The organism is Akkermansia sp. RCC_12PD (genome assembly GCF_036417355.1).
Classification (GTDB): Bacteria; Verrucomicrobiota; Verrucomicrobiia; order Verrucomicrobiales; family Akkermansiaceae; genus Akkermansia.
This window is the reverse complement of sequence record NZ_CP143889.1, coordinates 2,200,808-2,219,235: the sequence shown is the minus strand read 5'-3', so window position 1 is coordinate 2,219,235 and position 18,428 is coordinate 2,200,808. Positions and strand designations below refer to the sequence as shown.

General features: G+C 54.3%; 18 protein-coding genes and 1 tRNA gene. 11 read left to right on the top strand and 8 right to left on the bottom strand.

All coding sequences use genetic code 11. The features are described from left to right. Nucleotide 1 precedes the first annotated feature (1 nt). Both V3C20_RS09390 and V3C20_RS09385 read right to left on the bottom strand, forming a co-directional pair. Nucleotides 2-397 (bottom strand): Minf_1886 family protein, encoded by a 396-nt coding sequence (locus V3C20_RS09390; RefSeq protein ID WP_130084532.1) that lies wholly within the window; start codon nucleotides 395-397, stop codon nucleotides 2-4. A 64-nt stretch (nucleotides 398-461) separates the two neighbouring features. Beyond that, on the bottom strand, nucleotides 462-1,748 hold the full coding sequence (locus V3C20_RS09385; RefSeq protein ID WP_130084533.1) for a serpin family protein: 1,287 nt from the start codon (nucleotides 1,746-1,748) through the stop codon (nucleotides 462-464). A 141-nt stretch (nucleotides 1,749-1,889) separates the two neighbouring features. On the opposite strand from V3C20_RS09385, the gene V3C20_RS09380 reads away from it, so the two are divergent. From V3C20_RS09380 to V3C20_RS09360, 5 genes are all read left to right on the top strand, one after another. After that, entirely contained in the window at nucleotides 1,890-3,194 is a 1,305-nt protein-coding gene (locus tag V3C20_RS09380; protein WP_149873795.1) for a PDZ domain-containing protein, read from the top strand. A 39-nt stretch (nucleotides 3,195-3,233) separates the two neighbouring features. Continuing rightward, on the top strand, nucleotides 3,234-4,529 hold the full coding sequence (locus V3C20_RS09375) for an AI-2E family transporter (RefSeq protein ID WP_130084535.1): 1,296 nt from the start codon (nucleotides 3,234-3,236) through the stop codon (nucleotides 4,527-4,529). A gap of 19 nt (nucleotides 4,530-4,548) precedes the next feature. After that, nucleotides 4,549-6,129: an arylsulfatase gene (locus V3C20_RS09370; protein ID WP_130084536.1), complete on the top strand. Its 1,581-nt coding sequence runs from the start codon at nucleotides 4,549-4,551 to the stop codon at nucleotides 6,127-6,129. Nucleotides 6,130-6,148: 19 nt separating this feature from the next. Then, a complete protein-coding gene (locus V3C20_RS09365; protein ID WP_130084537.1) occupies nucleotides 6,149-6,643 on the top strand; it encodes a hypothetical protein in 495 nt (164 codons plus the stop codon). Between the two features lie 130 nt (nucleotides 6,644-6,773). Further along, nucleotides 6,774-7,994 carry a ferrous iron transporter B gene (locus V3C20_RS09360; RefSeq protein ID WP_161981404.1) on the top strand — a complete coding sequence of 407 codons (1,221 nt, stop codon included), beginning with the start codon at nucleotides 6,774-6,776 and terminating at the stop codon, nucleotides 7,992-7,994. Between the two features lie 291 nt (nucleotides 7,995-8,285). On the opposite strand, the gene V3C20_RS09355 is transcribed toward V3C20_RS09360, so the two are convergent. Further along, entirely contained in the window at nucleotides 8,286-10,595 is a 2,310-nt protein-coding gene (locus V3C20_RS09355) for a hypothetical protein (RefSeq protein WP_130084539.1), read from the bottom strand. Nucleotides 10,596-10,988: 393 nt separating this feature from the next. Between V3C20_RS09355 and V3C20_RS09350 the strand changes: the two genes are divergently transcribed. The 3 genes from V3C20_RS09350 (at nucleotide 10,989) to V3C20_RS09340 (ending at nucleotide 13,793) form a co-directional block, all read left to right on the top strand. Then, nucleotides 10,989-11,366, top strand: a complete 378-nt coding sequence (locus tag V3C20_RS09350) for a hypothetical protein (RefSeq protein WP_130084540.1) — start codon at nucleotides 10,989-10,991, stop codon at nucleotides 11,364-11,366. Between the two features lie 117 nt (nucleotides 11,367-11,483). Then, nucleotides 11,484-13,625, top strand: coding sequence for a DNA gyrase/topoisomerase IV subunit A (locus tag V3C20_RS09345; protein ID WP_238623856.1), 2,142 nt, complete (start codon nucleotides 11,484-11,486; stop codon nucleotides 13,623-13,625). 93 nt (nucleotides 13,626-13,718) lie between these two features. Then, nucleotides 13,719-13,793: transfer RNA gene (locus V3C20_RS09340), tRNA-Thr, on the top strand. A gap of 301 nt (nucleotides 13,794-14,094) precedes the next feature. Here the strand turns inward: V3C20_RS09340 and V3C20_RS09335 are convergent. The 3 genes from V3C20_RS09335 to V3C20_RS09325 form a co-directional block, all read right to left on the bottom strand. Further along, nucleotides 14,095-14,628 (bottom strand): hypothetical protein, encoded by a 534-nt coding sequence (locus V3C20_RS09335; RefSeq protein ID WP_130084541.1) that lies wholly within the window; start codon nucleotides 14,626-14,628, stop codon nucleotides 14,095-14,097. Nucleotides 14,629-14,815: 187 nt separating this feature from the next. Next, entirely contained in the window at nucleotides 14,816-15,085 is a 270-nt protein-coding gene (locus V3C20_RS09330) for a hypothetical protein (protein ID WP_130084542.1), read from the bottom strand. Between the two features lie 2 nt (nucleotides 15,086-15,087). Continuing rightward, nucleotides 15,088-15,522: a hypothetical protein gene (locus V3C20_RS09325; RefSeq protein WP_130084543.1), complete on the bottom strand. Its 435-nt coding sequence runs from the start codon at nucleotides 15,520-15,522 to the stop codon at nucleotides 15,088-15,090. Between the two features lie 119 nt (nucleotides 15,523-15,641). On the opposite strand from V3C20_RS09325, the gene V3C20_RS09320 reads away from it, so the two are divergent. From V3C20_RS09320 to V3C20_RS09310, 3 genes are all read left to right on the top strand, one after another. Next, nucleotides 15,642-15,773 (top strand): hypothetical protein, encoded by a 132-nt coding sequence (locus tag V3C20_RS09320; RefSeq protein ID WP_275124803.1) that lies wholly within the window; start codon nucleotides 15,642-15,644, stop codon nucleotides 15,771-15,773. 124 nt (nucleotides 15,774-15,897) lie between these two features. Then, nucleotides 15,898-16,713, top strand: a complete 816-nt coding sequence (locus V3C20_RS09315) for a hypothetical protein (protein ID WP_130084544.1) — start codon at nucleotides 15,898-15,900, stop codon at nucleotides 16,711-16,713. A gap of 5 nt (nucleotides 16,714-16,718) precedes the next feature. Beyond that, nucleotides 16,719-17,459: a hypothetical protein gene (locus V3C20_RS09310; protein WP_130084545.1), complete on the top strand. Its 741-nt coding sequence runs from the start codon at nucleotides 16,719-16,721 to the stop codon at nucleotides 17,457-17,459. A gap of 215 nt (nucleotides 17,460-17,674) precedes the next feature. Here V3C20_RS09310 and V3C20_RS09305 read toward each other — a convergent pair whose 3' ends face one another. Continuing rightward, nucleotides 17,675-18,058 carry a hypothetical protein gene (locus V3C20_RS09305; RefSeq protein WP_130084546.1) on the bottom strand — a complete coding sequence of 128 codons (384 nt, stop codon included), beginning with the start codon at nucleotides 18,056-18,058 and terminating at the stop codon, nucleotides 17,675-17,677. Between the two features lie 33 nt (nucleotides 18,059-18,091). After that, nucleotides 18,092-18,409 (bottom strand): hypothetical protein, encoded by a 318-nt coding sequence (locus V3C20_RS09300; protein WP_130084547.1) that lies wholly within the window; start codon nucleotides 18,407-18,409, stop codon nucleotides 18,092-18,094. Between the last annotated feature and the right edge of the window lie 19 nt (nucleotides 18,410-18,428).

Genomic DNA, 18,428 nt, shown 5'->3' with positions numbered 1-18,428 from the left:
GTCAGTTAGTCTGTTCCTGAAATTCGTAAGGCTCTTCAAACGCCTTGCGGAAACTCATGAATCCCTTGAAGTCGTCCAGGGAATCTTCCGGCTGTTTGGAGAAGACATCCTCTTCAATCAATAAAAAGACCATTTCCCCTACATGACCGCCGTTCCGTATTCCCCATTCCTTAAGCACGGTAGAAGCCATGGGGCCGAACTGGCTCAGGGCATAGTCCCGGAATCCCTCCAGCAGTTCCTGCCCGCTGACGTGGCGCTGCGCGCCGTTTTCCTGCTCTTCTATACGCTGCATGGTGAAGTCCAGGGCTTCCTTCAGAAAGAAATACGCCCTTTCCGCAAAACGCGGGTCTTTCTGCACAATGCGGCTCACGGCCTCTTCAAAGGTGGGGATCGTCATAACGGCTCCGCTCCACCCTATACGGGCCCCTGCGAAAATCAAGATTTTTGGGAGCACGCAAACTTCATGACTTTCCTTCCTTCCTCTCGTATTCCGGTCCTTCATATGTCCCTATGAACAGCACGGCCCTGTCCTCCGGACTGTAAACGAGCCACAGGAAGGGACGGTTGAATTCTATCTCCGGCCCCTTGCCGCGGGGAGGAGGGCCGGCAAAAGGATCCATTGCCCCGGAGGAGGAAACGGATGCCTCCAACCCCTCCTCCCGCACCCTGATCGCGCACTTCTGATACACGTCATGGATTTTCAACGGCTGTCCCGCGCAGCTCCCCATCCGTGAAAAATCGGCGCGCTCGTTAAACGCGTCTTTCATTCCCAAAGCCTCCAGAGCTTCCTTCATGGAGAGCGTATGGGAAGACTGGGAGAAACGGGGCAGCCGCAGATGATATCTGGCATATTGTTCCAGGGGAGGCGCGCCGGGTTCCCGCATTTTTTCCACGGCATGGCGGGCGGACAAGGAGGACAGGATGCCGTTCCATTCCTCTGCCGCCAGCCCGGCTATGAATTGCTTCAGCCTGCGTCCATCCGGAGGGAGGACGGCCATGAAAACGGGCGCACCCTTTCCGCCGGCGAAAAACAGGGAGGCCCCCCGCACGCCGTCCTTTTCATAATACATTCCTCCCTGCCGCGGCCAAGATCCTCCTTCCATGAAAACCTGCTGTTTCATCATGGGCACCTTGCAGGATGTGCCGTCTTCCCGGAAAAAAGTCCGCGGCCTGGTATCCTTTCCTTCAAATTTACTGTCCCAAAACGCCCTCAAATACATGGCGTTCACCAGCACAAGCACTGTCCGGTCACTCATCTGCCGCGGATTCAGAAGATGCCTGATGCGGTTTTCCGTGTTCCTTGCCGCCCAGGCGTTCACCTGCCGCACGGCTGCCGCCGTATTTTCATGGAAGGGAGCCAGAACTGCACCGTCCGCCCCAACGGCCTTTTTATAGGCGTCTTTTAGTTCTACGGTCCGGTCTGCAAAAATGCGGTTGGCGGAATAACAGCGCAGCAACCGCGAAAAATCCTCCGACAGAAAAGTCCAGTCCTTCCTGATTGCCCCGTCTCCGGGCAATACGGCCGCTATCTGCCTTTCCGTCTCTCCCGCCGCCCCAGGAAGCGCATAACGAAGAACTTCATACAGGGAAAAAGGAGAAACCATGACGCTGCCGCCGCCTTTTTCCACACACGCCTGCAGCAGGCGCAGCTCCGGAGGGGCGGAAACGGGGGGAGCCGGAGACACCGGAACCTCTCCCCATGACAAGGGCGCCAAAAGGAACGCATACGCCAATATCCTGAATATCATGTTCCTACCCTATCAAACTGTCGTCCTGTTGCAAGTCTTACGGACCGATGCCGTCAAAAAGCTTCATAAGCAGGAAGGAAACCTTGCCAGCCCCTGATGTTTTTGTTATGAATGGAATGCTTTATGTTCCGTTCCTCCATCATGCTTCTGGCAACCATGCTATGCGTTTCCTGCGTATCGCACCGGCCTATCCAGGACAGCAGTTCGCCGCCCATCGACGCAGCCAACCCGCTGGACGGCACTCCTGTAGCCCTTGCATGGAGCTCCTCAACCCAGTTGATGATGGGGGTGGATACGGGGGCGGTCCAGACTTCACTTCTTTTTTCACCGGCGGTAGAGTCCATCGGCGCGCGTCTGCGCGGCCGGGGAGCCATGCGGACGGCCAATGTCCCCATTTCCCTGAAGCAGAATGGAGAGCCCATTTCCAGAAAGCAGGATGTGGTAATGGTGGACCAGGCACCCTACGACGGATTGCTGGGATGGGAATGCATCAGGAAGTATGTCTGGAACATTAATTACCCCAAACGTTCCCACCGTTTTTTCAATAAACTGCCTTCCAGAATACGGTCCTGGCACAAGCTGGCCCTGATTCCGGGGGCCGATTATCCGCAAATTGCAGACAAACACGGACGCCGCATCATTCTGGACACGGGAGCACCCCACGCCGTTTATATTTCCAAGAAACGCTGGAACGCCATCAAGCAGGCCTATCCGGATGCCTTTGTGAGTGTTTATTCCGGCTACAGTCCGGCGGCGGGCGGATTTTACGCCCACGAGTGCATGCATGTGAGCTCCTTCCAGCTTGGCCAGCTTGAGTTGAAGAATATTCTTCTTTGTGAGAGTTTCGCCAATCCGGAGGTGATGGGCATCCCGGATGACATTGACATCATCCTGGGCTACGGGGCGCTGATTTCCCGCCAGTTCTGGCTGGACGGACCGGGATGCGCCCTTTATTTCAGCTCCACCAGCCACCCGATGCCCGGGCCTTCCTCCTTCAACCTGATGGGGGGAACCTTCATTCAGGACCGGAACGGGAACGGCCCCATGAAGGCCTTTGTGGCCGAGTGGTCCCCGGCCTGGAACGCAGGTCTGAGAACAGGCGATGTCCTGGTTTCCATCAATGGCCGAAAGAATCCCTATCCCGACCTCGTAGAGTATGTTACCACTCAACGCGGAGCGCAGGCCTCCGTCCTGGTGCAGCGCAAAAACAAACTCGTGTATATTCACTGGAAAGTGCCGGCCGCACCGCCCGCCGGGGACTATCATCCCACTCCCCAGGCAATCACGGAACAGGAATTCGAGGCCCATGTGAAACAACAGGAAAAAAAAGAACAGGAACAATCGCAGCAGCCGGAACCGCAGCAGACGTCTCCCAACCCATCGCTAAATCCGTCCGAATCTTCTCCGGCGCCAGGCAGGAAAACCGGGGATGCCCCCACTGCGTAACCCGGCACGTCCTTCAGCCATTTTCTCTCTACACGCGGCATGAACAAGCAGCATCAGAATTCCATCCATCGTCCGGCCGCCCGCAGCATCCCTTCCCCTTTCCAGAGAAGAATCTGCTGGTATGCCCTGACGGGAGTTTCCTTTCTGGTGATGCTTGGCATCGCCGCCTTTGTCATTTTTGAAGTGGTGAAGCTGCTGGGGTTTCTGGAACCCGTTCTTCTTCCCATCCTGATCGCCGCCGTCATTGCCTATCTGCTGGAGCCCATCGTCTCCTGGCTTGTACGCCGCCGGTTTTCCCGGCCCTGGGCCGTCATTACGGTTATGGGTGCAGCTCTAGCCATCCTGGTGGGATTCGGTGCTACCATCCTGCCGCCGCTTATCCGGCAGACGGATGAATTGATCGACAACCGGATGGAACTCTGGAACAAGACCTCCGAGCTGATTGATTCCACGATTGAGATTCCCTTCATTTCCCGCACCATAGACAGCGTTTACAAAACCAGCCTGAGAGAGTTGAACGCCGGCAATTACGCGGAAGAGGAAGAGCAGGAGCTCAGGAACGCCCAGACGGCCCGCGAAAAACTGGGGGCTTACATGACCATCAATTCCTCCTTCTACCAGGAAAAACTGATGACCTGGCTCACGTCCGGCGGACGTGTCCTGTACAGTTCCATTGGGATCATGGTCAGTATCCTGATCACGCCCATTTTTGCCTTTTATTTTCTTTTGGAAGCTGATAAAATTAAAGAAAAATGGCCCAGTATCCTTCCCCTCAAAGCTTCCAAATTCCGGAAGGACGTGGTGGACACAATGGAGGAAATCAACGGCTACCTGATTTCCTTTTTCCGCGGTCAGATGCTTGTGAGCATCATTGAAGGCATCCTGATCGCCATTTGCCTGAAGCTGGTCGGACTGCCGTATGCCGTCACCATCGGCGCGGCGGTCTGCGTGCTGGGTATCATCCCGTATCTGGGCATCATCAGCGCCTTTATTCCTGCGGTACTGCTGGCCTGGTTCACGTGGGGGGATTTCCAGCACGTCCTGATCGTTTCCGGCATTTTCCTGGCCGTCAACCAGTTTGACGGATGGATCATCCAGCCAAAAATCGTGGGGGATTCCGTGGAACTCCACCCGCTCACCGTCATGTTTTCCGTGCTGATCTGGACGCTTATCCTCGGCGGCCTGATCGGCGCCCTGCTGGCGGTGCCCCTCACGGCAGCCATTAAGGTTCTTTACAAGCGGTACATCTGGCAGAATTCCAGCATGCGCCCCATGACGGAACCGCCTCCACCGCCACATTCACCTCCTTCTGAAGAATCTCCTGCATTATCCTAACAACACACAACAACAAACCATGTACAAACCCGCAATACACCTCATGCTGACCCTGGCCGCGGCAACCGCCTGCACGGCCGTGGCCGCATCCAAGATCAATCCTCCCAAAGCCATCGTCATGATTTACGCTGACGACCTTGGTTACGGAGACATAGGCTGTTATGGAGCCAAGGGGATTCCCACCCCTGCCATAGACAAGCTTGCCAAACAGGGCGTCCGCTTTACGGACGCCTATTCCACCACCTCCGTCTGCACACCTTCCCGGTATGCCCTGTTTACGGGGGAATATCCCTGGCGCAAGGAAGGCACGGGCATTCTGCCCGGAGACGCCGCCCTGATTATCGACACCAAGAAGCCCACGCTACCCAAGATGCTCCAATCCCACGGTTATAAGACCTACATGGTAGGCAAGTGGCACCTGGGCCTGGGAGAAAAGGGAAAAAAGATTGACTGGAACAAGCACATCGCCCCCAGCCCAAATGAAATCGGTTTTGATGAAAGCTTCATCTTCGCCGCCACGGGCGACCGCGTTCCCTGCGTGATTCTGGAAAACGGCAACGTCCGCAATCTGGACCCGAACGATCCCATTGAAGTGTCCTACCAGCACAACTTCCCCGGCCTTCCGAACGGGAAAGACAACAAGGACCAGCTCAAGCTCATGTGGAGTCACGGGCACAACCAGGCTGTCATCAACGGCATCGGTCGCATCGGCTTCATGAAAGGCGGCAAAAGCGCCCTGTGGAAGGATGAGGAAAACGCTGATGTGATCACGGACAAGGCCATTGAATACATCCAGAAAAGCGCCAAGGCCAAGGAACCGTTTTTCCTGATGTTCGCCACGCACGACATCCACGTGCCGCGCTGCCCGGAAAAACGCTTTGTGGGCAAGAGCCAGCACGGCGTACGCGGTGACGTGACCGTGGAGCTGGACGAATGCGTGAGCCGCATCACGGAAGCTCTGCAAAAAGCCGGCCTGGAAAAGGACGCCTTGGTGATTTTCTCCAGCGACAACGGCCCTGTGCTGGACGACGGCTACAAGGATTTCGCCATCCGGGACAATGCCACCCACTCCCCGGCAGGTCCTTTCCGCGCCGGAAAATACAGCATTCTGGAAGGCGGTTCCCGCATTCCGTTCATTGTCAAATGGCCCAGTGTAATCAAACCCGGAACCACGAGCAAGGCCCTGCTCAACCAGATGGACCTGGGCGCCTCCCTGGAACAGCTCCTGGAACCCGGCAAGTCCAATTCCTTCCGCGACTCTGAAAACGTGATGCCCGCCCTGCTGGGCAAATCCGCCAAGGGCCGCGATTACCACGTCATCAACAGCACCGGCAAGGCGCTGGCCATCCGCCACGGCAAATGGAAGTTCATTCCCGCCGGCGTAGCCATCCGCGACGGGCTCAACGGACTGGGAGCGAAAATGAGCAAGTCCCCGAAAGGCGGCAGCCTGTTTGACCTGGAAAAGGACCCAAAGGAACTCAACAATCTGGCCGAGCAGCATCCGGACATCTGCGAGCAGATGAAAGCCAAGCTGCAGGAAATCCGCCAAAGACCGGAAACCAAGGCCGACCTGGTGGATCTGCTTCCGCTGGACGACTAACAGCCCTTCAGCCTGAATCATGAAAGAATCCGCTACATGCGCCCTGTGCGGGCACGGATACGCCCACCCGGACGATCTGGACGCGAAAACCGGCATGCACTGTGCCTCATGTGGAGCGTTGATTTACGTAAAAACGGGGCTTCCCTTCGGGGAAGCCCCCACTTCCGCTTCCCTGTCGGGGCCGGAACTCCCGGCAAAAAAGACGGCTCCGCTGCCTCCCGTCAAAAGAAAAAACGTTCCGCCCGCTTCCGACCGAAACCCGGACACGCGAAGGCCTGTTGAAGAAATCCTCAAGCAATTGCCCGCCGGAAAAACGGGCAGAACCGTCCCCGCCGCATCTTGGATGGCGTGGCTGCTGTCCACGGCCTGCCTGGTTCTTGCCTTTATCTTCCCTTCCTACGGCAATGACTCTACGGACCCTCTGTACATGCTGCAGTGGCTGCCTACCATCATCTTTTGTTGTACGGCGGCCGTTCTTTTCATCCAGGGGCTGGCTGGCGCCACACGCCGCTGATTCCTGCGGAATTGCCTGCCGCCGTCCCAGTGTCCGACTCCGTTCCGGATTTTTATGCTTGCCTGTCAACTTAGGAGGCTCTAAGTTACCCCCGTAATTTATGGAAGGGGAGGAAGACGTCCGGGACAACATGTGGAGAGCAAGACTGGACGCCATACTGATGCACAAGGTATGGGGGGCGCTCATTTTCCTGGGCCTCGTTTATCTCATTTTCTTTTTGAGCTTTGCCATCGGCGACCCTCTCGTCAGGCTGGTCCAAACGGGAACACAGATGTTCAGCATCTGGGCCTGCCGCTTGCTGGAACCGTGGCCCGGTTTGCAGTCCCTGCTGGGAGAGGGTGTCGTAGGAGGCGTGGGCGGCGTCCTGGCCTTCCTGCCCAATGTGGTTCTTCTGTTCGGCGCCATTACGGTGCTGGAAAACAGCGGCTACATGATGAGGGTCTCGCGCCTCATGAGCCGCATCATGAAAATCATGGGGCTGAACGGCAGCAGCTTCGCCCCCCTTTTGCTTGGGTTCGGATGTTCGGTTCCCGCCATTCTCTCCACCAGAAGAATTGAGGGGCGCAATGACCGCCTTGTCACCATCGCCATACTTCCCATGATGAGCTGCGCGGGACGGCTTCCCATCTACATGATGTTCGTTTCCGCCCTCTTTCCTTCCCATCTGCAGGCCACTGTCCTATTTGGAATTTATGCCGCCGGCATCCTGCTGGCCCTTTTATGCGCCCGGCTACTGAAAAACACCTTTTTCAAGACCGTGCAGAGGGACTCACCCCATCGCTTGAAAAAGCTGCGCATCCCCTCCCTGCGGAAAGTAGGCCTGCTCATGTGGTCGCGCGCCTTCATGTACGTAAGGAAAGCGGGCACCTTCATTCTCGGGGCTTCCATCATCCTGTGGTTCCTGAATACATATCCCAGGCCGGAAGAGGGGACTGTGGAAAATGCGGCCGCAGCCATGGAGCATTCCTATGCCGGACAAATAGGCCACTGGATGGAACCCGTCACCAGGGTGGCGGGATTTGACTGGAAAGTGAATTCCGCACTTTTGGGAGCCTTCGCGGCCAAGGAGATTTTCGTCACGCAAATGGGGATTCTCTACGCCGTGCAGGACGGAGATTCCGGTGCGGAAGCCCAGCAAACCCTGAACGCCCGGCTGAAAGCCAGCTATACCCCGCTGCAGGGCATCAGCATCATGATTTTCTGCCTGATTGCCCTGCCCTGCATAGGAACCGTAACCGTTGCCAAGCGCGAAGCCGGCACCTGGTGGTTCGCCCTGGCTCAATTCACTGGGCTCACGCTGATGGGCTTTGTGGCGGCTACCGTCGTCTATCAGGCGGGATTGCTGATGTAACCCCGGTGCTTTCTGTAAAAACAATTCCCGTCTTCTTCCGCGGAACACCCGGTTTTTCCGGGGTTGCCCATCGCCAGCCGCAACAAACGTCATCACTCTGGACGAACAGGAAAAGCGGCCCCTGTCCAAGCTTTATTTCCGGATTCCAGGCTGCCTCAGACGGAAGAAAAACGGAACGGGCACGCGACGGGCAATTTTCACAAGAGTTTCCTGAAACAAATCACGGGAAAAGAGAAAAAAAGAACCGGAAGGAGGCTTCCTTCCGGTTCCCAAACCAGTCTTAAACTGGATCTACATTGTCTTGATTACGGAAGACTCGTCATCGTCGTCCTTCGCCTTGCCGGCGCGCTTGACGGGAGCGGGCGTCTTCTTGATTTTCTCCAGAGCCTTTTCTACATCTGCAATGACATTGTCCTCACCGGCCTTTTCATTGGCCAAATCATTAGCCGCGTTATTCTTGGCTTCATAATCAGCCTTGGCCGCCGCATCGTTGGGATTATTCTTGTATTTGGCCTCCGCCTTCATCAGGGCTTCTTCCGCAGAGCGCAGCCGGGAATCCAGTTTATTGCTGTTTTCTTCCGCCGTCTGTTTGATGCGGCCGAGCAGCCGAATGACATAAGGCCTGTTGCTCAGCCTCTTAAACGCGGAAACCAGGAAACGGCGGCGATCGCTCGTCTTGGCGTCCGCAATCAGGGGTTCGAACAACTTGATGGTGGCGTTGTCGTCGCGATCACGGTCCACGGACAGCACGCGGAGAATGGAGTCATGCGCCTGGGAGCGCACGCGGGAGTGCAGGGACTCATCCTTCCATGCCCGGAACAGATAGGGAACGGCATCGTCCGTATTCCAGTCCCCCCAGGCCGTGACAATGACCAGAGCCTTCTTGGGGTCCTCCTTGTAGCTTTTTTCCATCATGTCCAGCACCTTGGGGTCTCCGGTACGGGCAAGAAGCCTGTAAAGGATCTTGAGATTTTCCTCCGGCATGCCCTGCTGGTACCGCAGCAGCTTGGAGGAGAGCCCGACGCGCTTGGCTTCCGGAGCCTCGTCAATAAGATAGCGCGCCGTACGGAATGCGGAAGAGACCAAGTCTGAAGAAACGTTTTTCTGCTGCAGAATTTTCATGACGTCATCCAGGTCGTCCAGCTTCATGGAAAAGCGCATGTACTGGAGCACCACGGCCTGCTTGTCCTGCACCTTCTTGTTCTTGCTGTCGCTGATGGAGTCGTACAAATCCTTGAGCAACTCGCGCATGACCGGGCTGGAGGACTTGGCCAGCAGCGTCACCATCATGGCGTATTTCTCCTTGCTGTAGTCGCGGACGTTTTTCTTCATGTCCCCGACCACCTGCCGAGCAATGTTGTCATCCATCTGGGCCATGATGGAAACCAGATGCGCCGCACCGGGCCAGTTGTCCCGGTGCCCCTTCACGCCTCTCACGTTATCCAGAAGCAGTGCGGCGTCCTCTTCATTGGGAACGACTTTCACATCCGGCACGCGTCCGAGGTTCCTGGAGTCAAACAGGCGGCTGCGCCCCAGCTTGGCGCCTTCCATCACCAATTTGTTCAACTGGGCGTTTTCACCTTCTACCTGATCCTTCTTGGCGTTGGTCTGCCAGGCGTAAATCCCCACGCCGCCAGCCATCAGAACCAGGGCGCACACGCCGTAGACGATCCCGCGAAGCAGGGATTTGGACTTGTCCACGGAGGCAGCCATTTCCCTGGCGTTTTCTCCTTCGGCAGGGGGCTGCATGCCTCCTCCCGGCAGGGGCGTCCCGGGAGAAGGCGCCGCGGACGCCGCCGGAACCGGACGAGAGGCCGGAGCGGCCACGGCGGAAGAAGCCGGAGGAGAGGCCACGGATGATTTTAAAACCTTCAGCTTGGGAAGAGCTCCCGCATCCGGAGCGGCGGGTGCGGGCGTCTCCGACGTTTCAACGGAGGCGGAAGGTGTTTTTAAAACTTTCAGTTTGGGAACGCTTCCGGCTGCCGGGACCGGGGCAGACTCCCGGGATTCCGTAACTCCCATATTAGGCTTTGCCGCTCCGGCAGCCTGAGCCAAAGCCACAGCCTGGGCTTCTGCAAGGGCCTTCTGGGCTTCCGCCACCTTTGCAAGGGCATCCTGTATCTGGGCATCCACCGAAAGATCAGCCAGGGGCTTGGAAGCTTCTTCCTGTTTTGCCTGTTCAGCTGCCAGCGTGGCCCGTTCCTCTTCCGCCGCCAAACGGGCAGCCTCCTTTTCCGCTGCCATACGCGCGGCCTCTGCAGCCTCCTGCTCCGCCTTGACTCTGGCGGCTTCCTTTTCCGCTGCCATTCTGGCAGCTTCTTTTTCTGCGGCAATACGTGCGGCCTCCTGTTCAGCAGCGACTTTTTCCGCAGCTATCCTGTCCGCTTCCGCCTGCTCCGCGGCACGGCGCGCAGCTTCTTCCTGCTCCCGGGCCAGTTTGGCCTGCAATTCCGGAGTCAGAAAACGCGGCTTGGCCACTTCCACGCCTTCCGCAGCGGGAGATGCGAATTTCACTTTGGGTTGTGCTGCAGGTGCGGCCGTCACCAAACGGCGGCGCATGGGCGCCTGAGGAGACGGCTGAGATTCGGGCTGATCAGTCATAATTGGAATGGAAATACTGAGAGATTGGGTTGAATTTACATGATCCGCCCTGGCCCTGCAACCTCAAAATCCGTAACCAACGCCCCCCGTTACATTCATTGAAACGCCCTCCGGAAGCATGGATGCACGGGTTCTCCAGGGCCGACAAACCATGAAGCGGACCAAAAATATCCGCCCGGGAAAAACCGTGCAATCAACAAGATTTTTTTCATGGATACATTAAGAACCATTAATTTTTTTAGTTACAAACAAGGCTGGAAATGTGAAAACCATGATTGAATCGTACATCATCCTTTAATTTTTCAAACAGTCTTTTAAATTATGTCAAAAAACATATTATTTTTCCTTGATCGCAAAGGCTGCATTTATTAAATATATGCCACTCGTCATACCATGAACTCCAACAATACAAAAAACCGTAGGCGTTATACGCCTGAGGAAAAGCAGGCCGTTCTTGATTTTATCGCCGAACGGAAAACGCAAAATAAAAGAGGTGCCCAAAAGGAAGCCGCCGCAAAATTCGGCATCAGCACGGTCACTATCTCCAGCTGGATTAAAGCCTCCAAGGTGAAGAGAGGCCGCAAACCCGGCACCAAAAATGCTCCTGTTGCCAAGAGCCAGCCCCTCTCTTCCGCACAGCCTGCAGATTTGCGCCGCTTGGCAGCCGTTCTGGAAGAAATAGCTGAACTTGAAGCTCAAACCGCCAAGCTTGAATCCCTCCGCGCTGAAGCAGACGACCTCAGGAACAAGATTACATCCAAATCAGCCTGAACTTTTACATCAATTTAATCCTACCGATAACCGGCCCTTCTTTCAGGAAGGCCGGTTATTTTTCTTTACGGAGATCGCACTTGCCCCTCCAGGACAAATCCTTTAATATTCCTCGCCGTGACTCAACCCGCCCACATCGCACCAGCGAGCCAGTCCGTGGAAGGCATGTATGCCGACTACTTTCTGGATTACGCCTCCTACGTTATTCTGGAACGGGCCGTGCCAAAAATCAATGACGGATTCAAACCCGTCCAGCGCCGCATCCTGCATGCCATGGACCGGCTGGATGACGGGCGCTACAACAAAGTGGCCAACATCGTCGGCGATACGATGAAATTCCACCCGCACGGGGACAGGTCCATCGCGGACGCCCTGGTAGGCCTGGGCCAGAAGAACCTGCTCATCGACACCCAGGGAAACTGGGGAAACATTCTGACGGGAGACCCTGCGGCGGCTTCCCGGTACATTGAAGCCCGGTTCACGCCCTTTGCCCGCGACGTGGTGTTCAGCCCCAAGGTCACGGAATGGCAGCTTTCCTATGACGGCAGAAACAAGGAACCCGTGAGCCTGCCCGTCAAATTCCCTCTTCTGCTCGCGCAGGGTGCGGAAGGTATTGCCGTGGGCCTTTCCAGCAAAATTCTGCCCCACAATTTCAACGAATTGATTGACGCTTCCATCGCCCACCTGCGGGGACAGGAATTCCAACTTCTGCCGGATTTTCCCACGGGGGGAATCATGGACGCCACCAATTACCGCGACGGGGAGCGCGGCACGGGCCGGGTACGGATACGGGCACGCATTCTTACAGAATCAAAAAAACTTCTCCGCATCACGGAAATCCCGTTCGGCGTCACCACGGAAATCCTGATTGACAGCATCGTTTCCGCCGCGGAAAAGGGGAAAATCAAAATAGCCCGCATTGAAGACAATACGGCCCAGCATGTGGATATTCTGATTCACCTGCCCGCCGGAGTTGATCCGGAACAGACCAAAAAGGCGCTGTTCGCTTTCTCCGCGTGTGAGGTCAGCGTCTCTCCCAATGCGTGCGTCATTGTGGAAGACAAGCCCCGGTTCATGCGCATCAGCGATATCCTGCGCTACAACACGGATGCTACCAAGGAAACACTGCGGCAGGAACAGGAAATACGCCTTCAGGAACTTAATGCGGCATGGCATCAGGCCAGTCTGGAAAAGATTTTTATTGAAAACCGCATTTACCTGACTATTGAGGACTGTGAGACATGGGAGAAAGTGCTGGATACCATTGACAGGGAACTCCGGCCCTTCGCCAGGAAACTGCGCAGTCCCATTACCAGGGACGACCTGATCCGGCTGACGGAAATCAAAATCAAGCGCATCTCCAAATTCGACGCCTTCAAGGCCGACCAGCACATTCAGCAGCTGGAGGCCGACATCGACCAGACGCAGAAAAACCTTAACCAGCTTACCAGATTCACTATCCGCTGGTTTGAATCCCTCCGCAAAAAATACGGAGCGGCCTATCCCCGGAAGACGGAAATCTCCTCCTTCGGCTCCGTGAACCGGGCCCAGGTAGCCGTGGCCAATGAAACATTGTATATTGACGAAGAAGGTTTTGCCGGTTTCGGCGTCAAGAAGGGAAATCCCGTGTGCAAGTGCTCCACGCTGGACGACGTCCTGATTGTAGACAATGCAGGCGTCCTGAAAATCGTGCGCATTCAGGACAAATTCTTCGCCGGAAAGAACCCCCTCTATATTTCCATCATCAAAAAGGGTGACGACCCTGTCTTCAACCTGATTTACCGGGATGGAAAAGACGGCCCCGTTTATGCCAAGCGCTTCCGGATAGGCGGGTTCACCAGAGACAAGGAATATCCCCTGACACGCGGAACGAAGGGAACGCGCATCTTCCACTTTTCCGTGCATGAAACGGAGCAGGACAGTGAACAAATCAGTGTGAACGTTTATCTGAAAGCCGTCTTGAAACTCCGCAACCTGATCAGACCTTTCCATTTTGCGGACATGCGGATCAAGAACCGCGGCGCCCAGGGCAACATCATCACCAAGCATCCGGTGGAACGCGTTTCCCGCATCATGCCTGCGGCAAAAGCCGGCAACGAAACCGCGGAAGAGGAACCATCCGCACCTGCCGGCGTGCCGGAGCCTGCGGAAAACGTATCTGCTCCGGTAGAAAAGCCCCGGCCTCAGGATCAGGCTCGCCCTGCCCCGGATTCATCCGCGGAACCGCCCCTGGAGCAGGGCTCCCTGTTTGACGCCTGACACGTTTAAAATACGGAAGGCTCCCTCTGCCGCCCATTTTCGGCTTGCCAGGGAGGGACATCTTCTGTAGACATGTGCGCATCCATTCATTGCGCCGCTTTAGCTCAGTGGTAGAGCACCCGCCTTGTAAGCGGACGGTCGTCGGTTCAAATCCGACAAGCGGCTCCATTATAAACCCCTCAAGTTTACAACTTGAGGGGTTTGCTTTTTCTTGCAGAAAGGAATACAGCCCCATATCAATGTGGAAAAATGTTATGTTGAGACCGCAGGAGTAGAAAAAGATGGACATGCATCAGTATTTCTGGTCCACCTGTAGACACCCTCGCCAAGCTTAGTCACAGAAGGCGTTCCCACCATTTCAGACCAATTTTTGTTTTGTTTTTTTCATAGGCATTCTTCATGCCCTGCTTTCCTCTGAGGACTGCTTGTTTTTCACTGATATTCATGTTCTTCCGAATTTTTATTTTTTTCATGAATTTTTTGAAATTAAATTGTTAATCAGGTAACTACTGTTGATTCTTAAGGGTAAAATGAGCGGAATCAGGCTACCGGCAAAGGTCTCTTGTTTCAAGGTTGCGTATCCAACAAACCGGGATACGTACGAACAATTCCCTAGGTCGAACACCTTGGGCGGCAATCCTGCGTATTCAGACGAGGTCTCCATGTAGTCTTTGCCGAAGCCGTCTTTATCCATCAGTGATAAAGCGATTTTTATTCTTGGATGATGGGTACATACGAAAAACAGGTGATAAAGCGCTGATGGAAAATAGTACTCCTCTACACTCGTCGTGACGCGAAGTCTCCCATCTTCTGTAACGACAACAAACGCCAACCTTATCGGTATATCTTTAATTGTTAAAGTTTTAACAAAATATTTTCTTAACACGTCCGCTACCACCTCGTCACTGCCTTCTCCCTCGCCCAACAAAAATAAAAACATGCCGGGAGTGTTGATTCCGCGGAGTAGCACAGACAAATTGCTATAAATGGTACCGTTTGCCACGAGAATCTTGAGCTATAGGCGAAAAAAGATACATCACTAGTATCTGCAACAGATTGTGAAGGTATCGAGCTCCACCCATTCATTGTGGTTGTATTGGCCAGCTTACTTCCGGTGCAATTATACTGTATAACTTCCCCCATCGTGCCGACATCCTCCAGCGTTGTATTTCTATTCGCTTGAAAATCCCTTATAATAAAGCCTGTTGGTACAGGAATAAATTAAGAGATTTACCATTGGTTATTATATCATGATTAATGTTAACGATACTATCGAACGTTTCAGTCCCGGAATGTATATTGTCACCGGTGAAAGTATTGGAGGCCTCCGGAATAGCAGCAGCTTCATTCCAAGCGGTACGTTCCTCCTCCGCAAGATGGATCATCTTATCTTCTACATGGCCGGCAAAGTCACTCTGTGCCGCCACCAGAACTCCGTTTACTGTATTAAGGCTATTCATGATTATTTCTTGTCATTTATTGTTGTGAAGTGGTTGGACAACGCCACTGCCGCCCCGTCCATGATCATGAACTCCGCATCATCCTGACTGATGAAAAGTCTCCATCCTCCCTGGACGTTGGCTGCTTCCACGGTCAGAGCAACTGCATCCCTGGATTCCGGAAATGTTTCTCCTTCCTGTCCAGGTGAGCTGATGACCCGGTCCAGATATGCCCAGACTTGAAGCGCCTTCCATTCGTCGGATAAAACGGCAACTCGGGCTACCACTTCATTGAAATTTTCTGCCTGTTCCTGGGAAATATCATCCTGCGTGAAGCGTCGGAGCTGAATAAACCCGTCTTTAACTACCTTGATGCATTCCCAGAAGGATGCTTCTTCACCACTATTGCAAGTCAGTGATGAATCTTTTCCTGTTGGTAACAACTCACTTTTTTTCACATGGACACCAAGCCGAACACCACAAAAAATGCCATGCAATACCTGCCAATGATACCATACAGCCTTAACGCAGCAGGCAGGATGATATTTTTTCTACATGGCTCCAACCTTTTATCGGAATGGAAACAGACATTCCCGTTTCATCAGGCAAACAACAGGAACTCTTAAACATAAACATGATTGATCCAGACAGAGCCATTGACTCTAAAGAAAATAACAAAAAATTTTCTGAGACAACTGATATCGTCTGACTTTCGTGTAAGAATGAAAAATACCCTGGATGATGCATGTTTTCAAATACTGATCATGCAAATTCTTCCTCAAGACTGGGACGGCGCTGATGTTCTCCAATTTCCACACAACTAAAATCAAACCATGAACAACAGCATTACTATCAGCGGAATTCCCGTGGCAACACAGGAAGGTCTTAATGACCATGCCAAAAATGCCACTGCCCATATTACAATGGAAGAAAGAGAAAAATGGAATGACAAGAGCGATATATCCACATTGAAAGCCCGTGTCGCCGTTCTGGAAAATAAAATCAAAACAACCCTCACCGCCGACAATATTGCACAGTACGCCGTCAGTTCCATCGGAGGATCAAAAGGGATGATTTCCCTAGGTTCCAACCTTACAATGGCTGGCAATACGCTTTCTTCGTCGGGAAGTGCCGATCTCTCCCATTATCGAGGACAGGTCAATATCCGCGATGAATCGGGCAATCCGGTGCTTACTGCCTCCACCACGGATAATGGGCCACATGTTCAGGTTGGCGATGTGCTGGATGTCTCCGTCGGCAATTCGCTCCTTGTCGTATCCGGATATGTAGAAGTCCCCAATTATGGCGTAGCTTCAAACCGTTTTGTCAGTCAAAACGGATATTGGTTTGGTGAAGACAACATTCATGCAACAGCCGTCCGAATTACGGCAGGTGTGGGCGTACTCTATCTTACCACCCCTGAAAGCACGGTCGAGGTAGGTACGTGTGTGAATATCACAACCCCTGCTCTGGAGTATGGAAGATGGGGTACAACATATGTAAGCATTACAGACAACGAGATGCGCATCAACACATCGCGCTGTGTCATATCATCACCGTCACCCATAGAATTCATGGATACAATCAAGTTTTCCGGATTAAAAGACGGCAATCTCGTGCTCTCCAACAGAATCGTCACCACTCAATAATCCCTATGGCTCACTTACTCCATATTCATATCGTTACTTATGCGGGCAATGCCCACACATTGCCCTATGCCGTAACCGCAGCTCGCCGGGCGTGGACCGCATCGCCAATCACCATTCTCGACGATGCCCGGCACCCCATACCTCCTTCCATGCAGCAGGACCTGGAGAACCATCCGCAAATTCAATACCGCCCTACCCACTGGGAGCGGGGCGGCAACTTGCGGGGTCGCACCTGTTTGCGGGGATTGCTGTCCGAATACAGGCGCAGCCTCCGGGAAACAGAAGCCCCCTATGTCTTGAAGCTGGATGCCGATACCCTGGTGCTCAATCCCGCAACTCTCAATACCCTGATCCTGCAAGGAGTGGATTATGGCACTCACAGCACTCTTGACGGTCCCTTCGGAGGAGGGTGCATCCTGATGTCCTCTCCTGCTGTACGGGCACTTGACAAAGCGGTGCGCCTCTGTCCTCTTGTTCCCTATGCACGTGAAGACAAGACGTTGAATGGCCTGGCAATGGCCTCGGGACTAAGCATGGCGCTTCTTGACGGCAATACGCCCTGCACGGACAAACCAGTTTTTTTCACGGGCATTGACACTCGCCTGCATGACCAGAAAGACTATGTTGCCCGCATGGCCGCCAATGTAGCCGTTGCCAACGTAGGCACGTCCAAGCTCACCGGAGCAGAACTGCTGACCGAATCGTACATGGCCCGCGCTCTGCTTGATAAAAGCACTACACCATGAGGACTAAACATGGATAAAGCCGGAGGAAAGAAAAACCGGAGAGGGTGGCTTGAAAACCCGCAATCCTGCCTTGTACCTCCGGCCAGTCCACGAGAGAGACCACCCGAAACATTTCTCTCGATGCGAAAATCCCGGCAAGCTGCAGCTTGCCGGGATTTAATATAGATATCTCTCCCATTTTTACTTTTGCGACGTTCTTCCAGAAAGAAACCTGTTCAATGACAAACCGCATTTCCACATGCTTTAAGAAGCCGGCAGAAGCGGGAGGAAGACAGCTTCACCAGGCGGCCATCCCCGCGTTTTCCGTGCTGGGTCAGAATCCATGGCAGGGAAAGGATTTCCCGTTCATGTTGCAAAAGGAGGCTCGCATCGCCCGACAGGAAGTGGAGATGCCAGGCGTCGCACCGCCGGCGCGGGAACCGGAAATGCAGGTTCAGGATTTGCGCCACGGGAGCGGATGAATCCACCCGGCGTGCCAGGAGCACGAGGCAGCGCGTGCGGATGTAGACGTCCTGGCGGAGACCATCCTCTTCCATGTGCAGGACCGTCCTGCCCGCGGCACGGTAATAGGCCTCCGCCAGTTCAATGGCATTCTTCATGATATACTGCGCCGGACAAGGCCGCCGGTTTTCTTATTTGTTTTTCGCCTGCACAACAGGCGGAACGTCTTTATCGGAAACGGCCTGCGTAAAGGTTAAACCGCCATGGGACATCGTCAGGCAGCTTCCATCCTTGCAGATGACCGCTCCTTCCGGCCCCAGTTTCACGGAATGGCCGCAGCCGGACAGGAGGCAGGAAGCCGCAGCGGCCGCCCCGGCCAGGATGATCCACAGAAGGCGTTCCCACCACGAAAGATGGGACATTTCCCGGCTGCGTTCGTAGGCTTTTTTCATTCCTTCCCTTCCCGCTTCCAAGGCGGCCCGTTTTTGTTCTTCACTCGGTTGGTTCATGATTTTATTCAGGGTTTAC

Bases quoted from the DNA above. Each gene is read 5' to 3' on its own strand.
- V3C20_RS09390 (WP_130084532.1), bottom strand. From the start codon at position 397: ATGACGATCCCCACCTTTGAAGAGGCCGTGAGCCGCATTGTGCAGAAA.
- V3C20_RS09385 (WP_130084533.1), bottom strand. From the start codon at position 1,748: ATGATATTCAGGATATTGGCGTATGCGTTCCTTTTGGCGCCCTTGTCA.
- V3C20_RS09380 (WP_149873795.1), top strand. From the start codon at position 1,890: ATGCTTCTGGCAACCATGCTATGCGTTTCCTGCGTATCGCACCGGCCT.
- V3C20_RS09375 (WP_130084535.1), top strand. From the start codon at position 3,234: ATGAACAAGCAGCATCAGAATTCCATCCATCGTCCGGCCGCCCGCAGC.
- V3C20_RS09370 (WP_130084536.1), top strand. From the start codon at position 4,549: ATGTACAAACCCGCAATACACCTCATGCTGACCCTGGCCGCGGCAACC.
- V3C20_RS09365 (WP_130084537.1), top strand. From the start codon at position 6,149: ATGAAAGAATCCGCTACATGCGCCCTGTGCGGGCACGGATACGCCCAC.
- V3C20_RS09360 (WP_161981404.1), top strand. From the start codon at position 6,774: ATGTGGAGAGCAAGACTGGACGCCATACTGATGCACAAGGTATGGGGG.
- V3C20_RS09355 (WP_130084539.1), bottom strand. From the start codon at position 10,595: ATGACTGATCAGCCCGAATCTCAGCCGTCTCCTCAGGCGCCCATGCGC.
- V3C20_RS09350 (WP_130084540.1), top strand. From the start codon at position 10,989: ATGAACTCCAACAATACAAAAAACCGTAGGCGTTATACGCCTGAGGAA.
- V3C20_RS09330 (WP_130084542.1), bottom strand. From the start codon at position 15,085: ATGAATAGCCTTAATACAGTAAACGGAGTTCTGGTGGCGGCACAGAGT.
- V3C20_RS09320 (WP_275124803.1), top strand. From the start codon at position 15,642: ATGGAAACAGACATTCCCGTTTCATCAGGCAAACAACAGGAACTCTTA.
- V3C20_RS09315 (WP_130084544.1), top strand. From the start codon at position 15,898: ATGAACAACAGCATTACTATCAGCGGAATTCCCGTGGCAACACAGGAA.
- V3C20_RS09310 (WP_130084545.1), top strand. From the start codon at position 16,719: ATGGCTCACTTACTCCATATTCATATCGTTACTTATGCGGGCAATGCC.
- V3C20_RS09305 (WP_130084546.1), bottom strand. From the start codon at position 18,058: ATGAAGAATGCCATTGAACTGGCGGAGGCCTATTACCGTGCCGCGGGC.
- V3C20_RS09300 (WP_130084547.1), bottom strand. From the start codon at position 18,409: ATGAACCAACCGAGTGAAGAACAAAAACGGGCCGCCTTGGAAGCGGGA.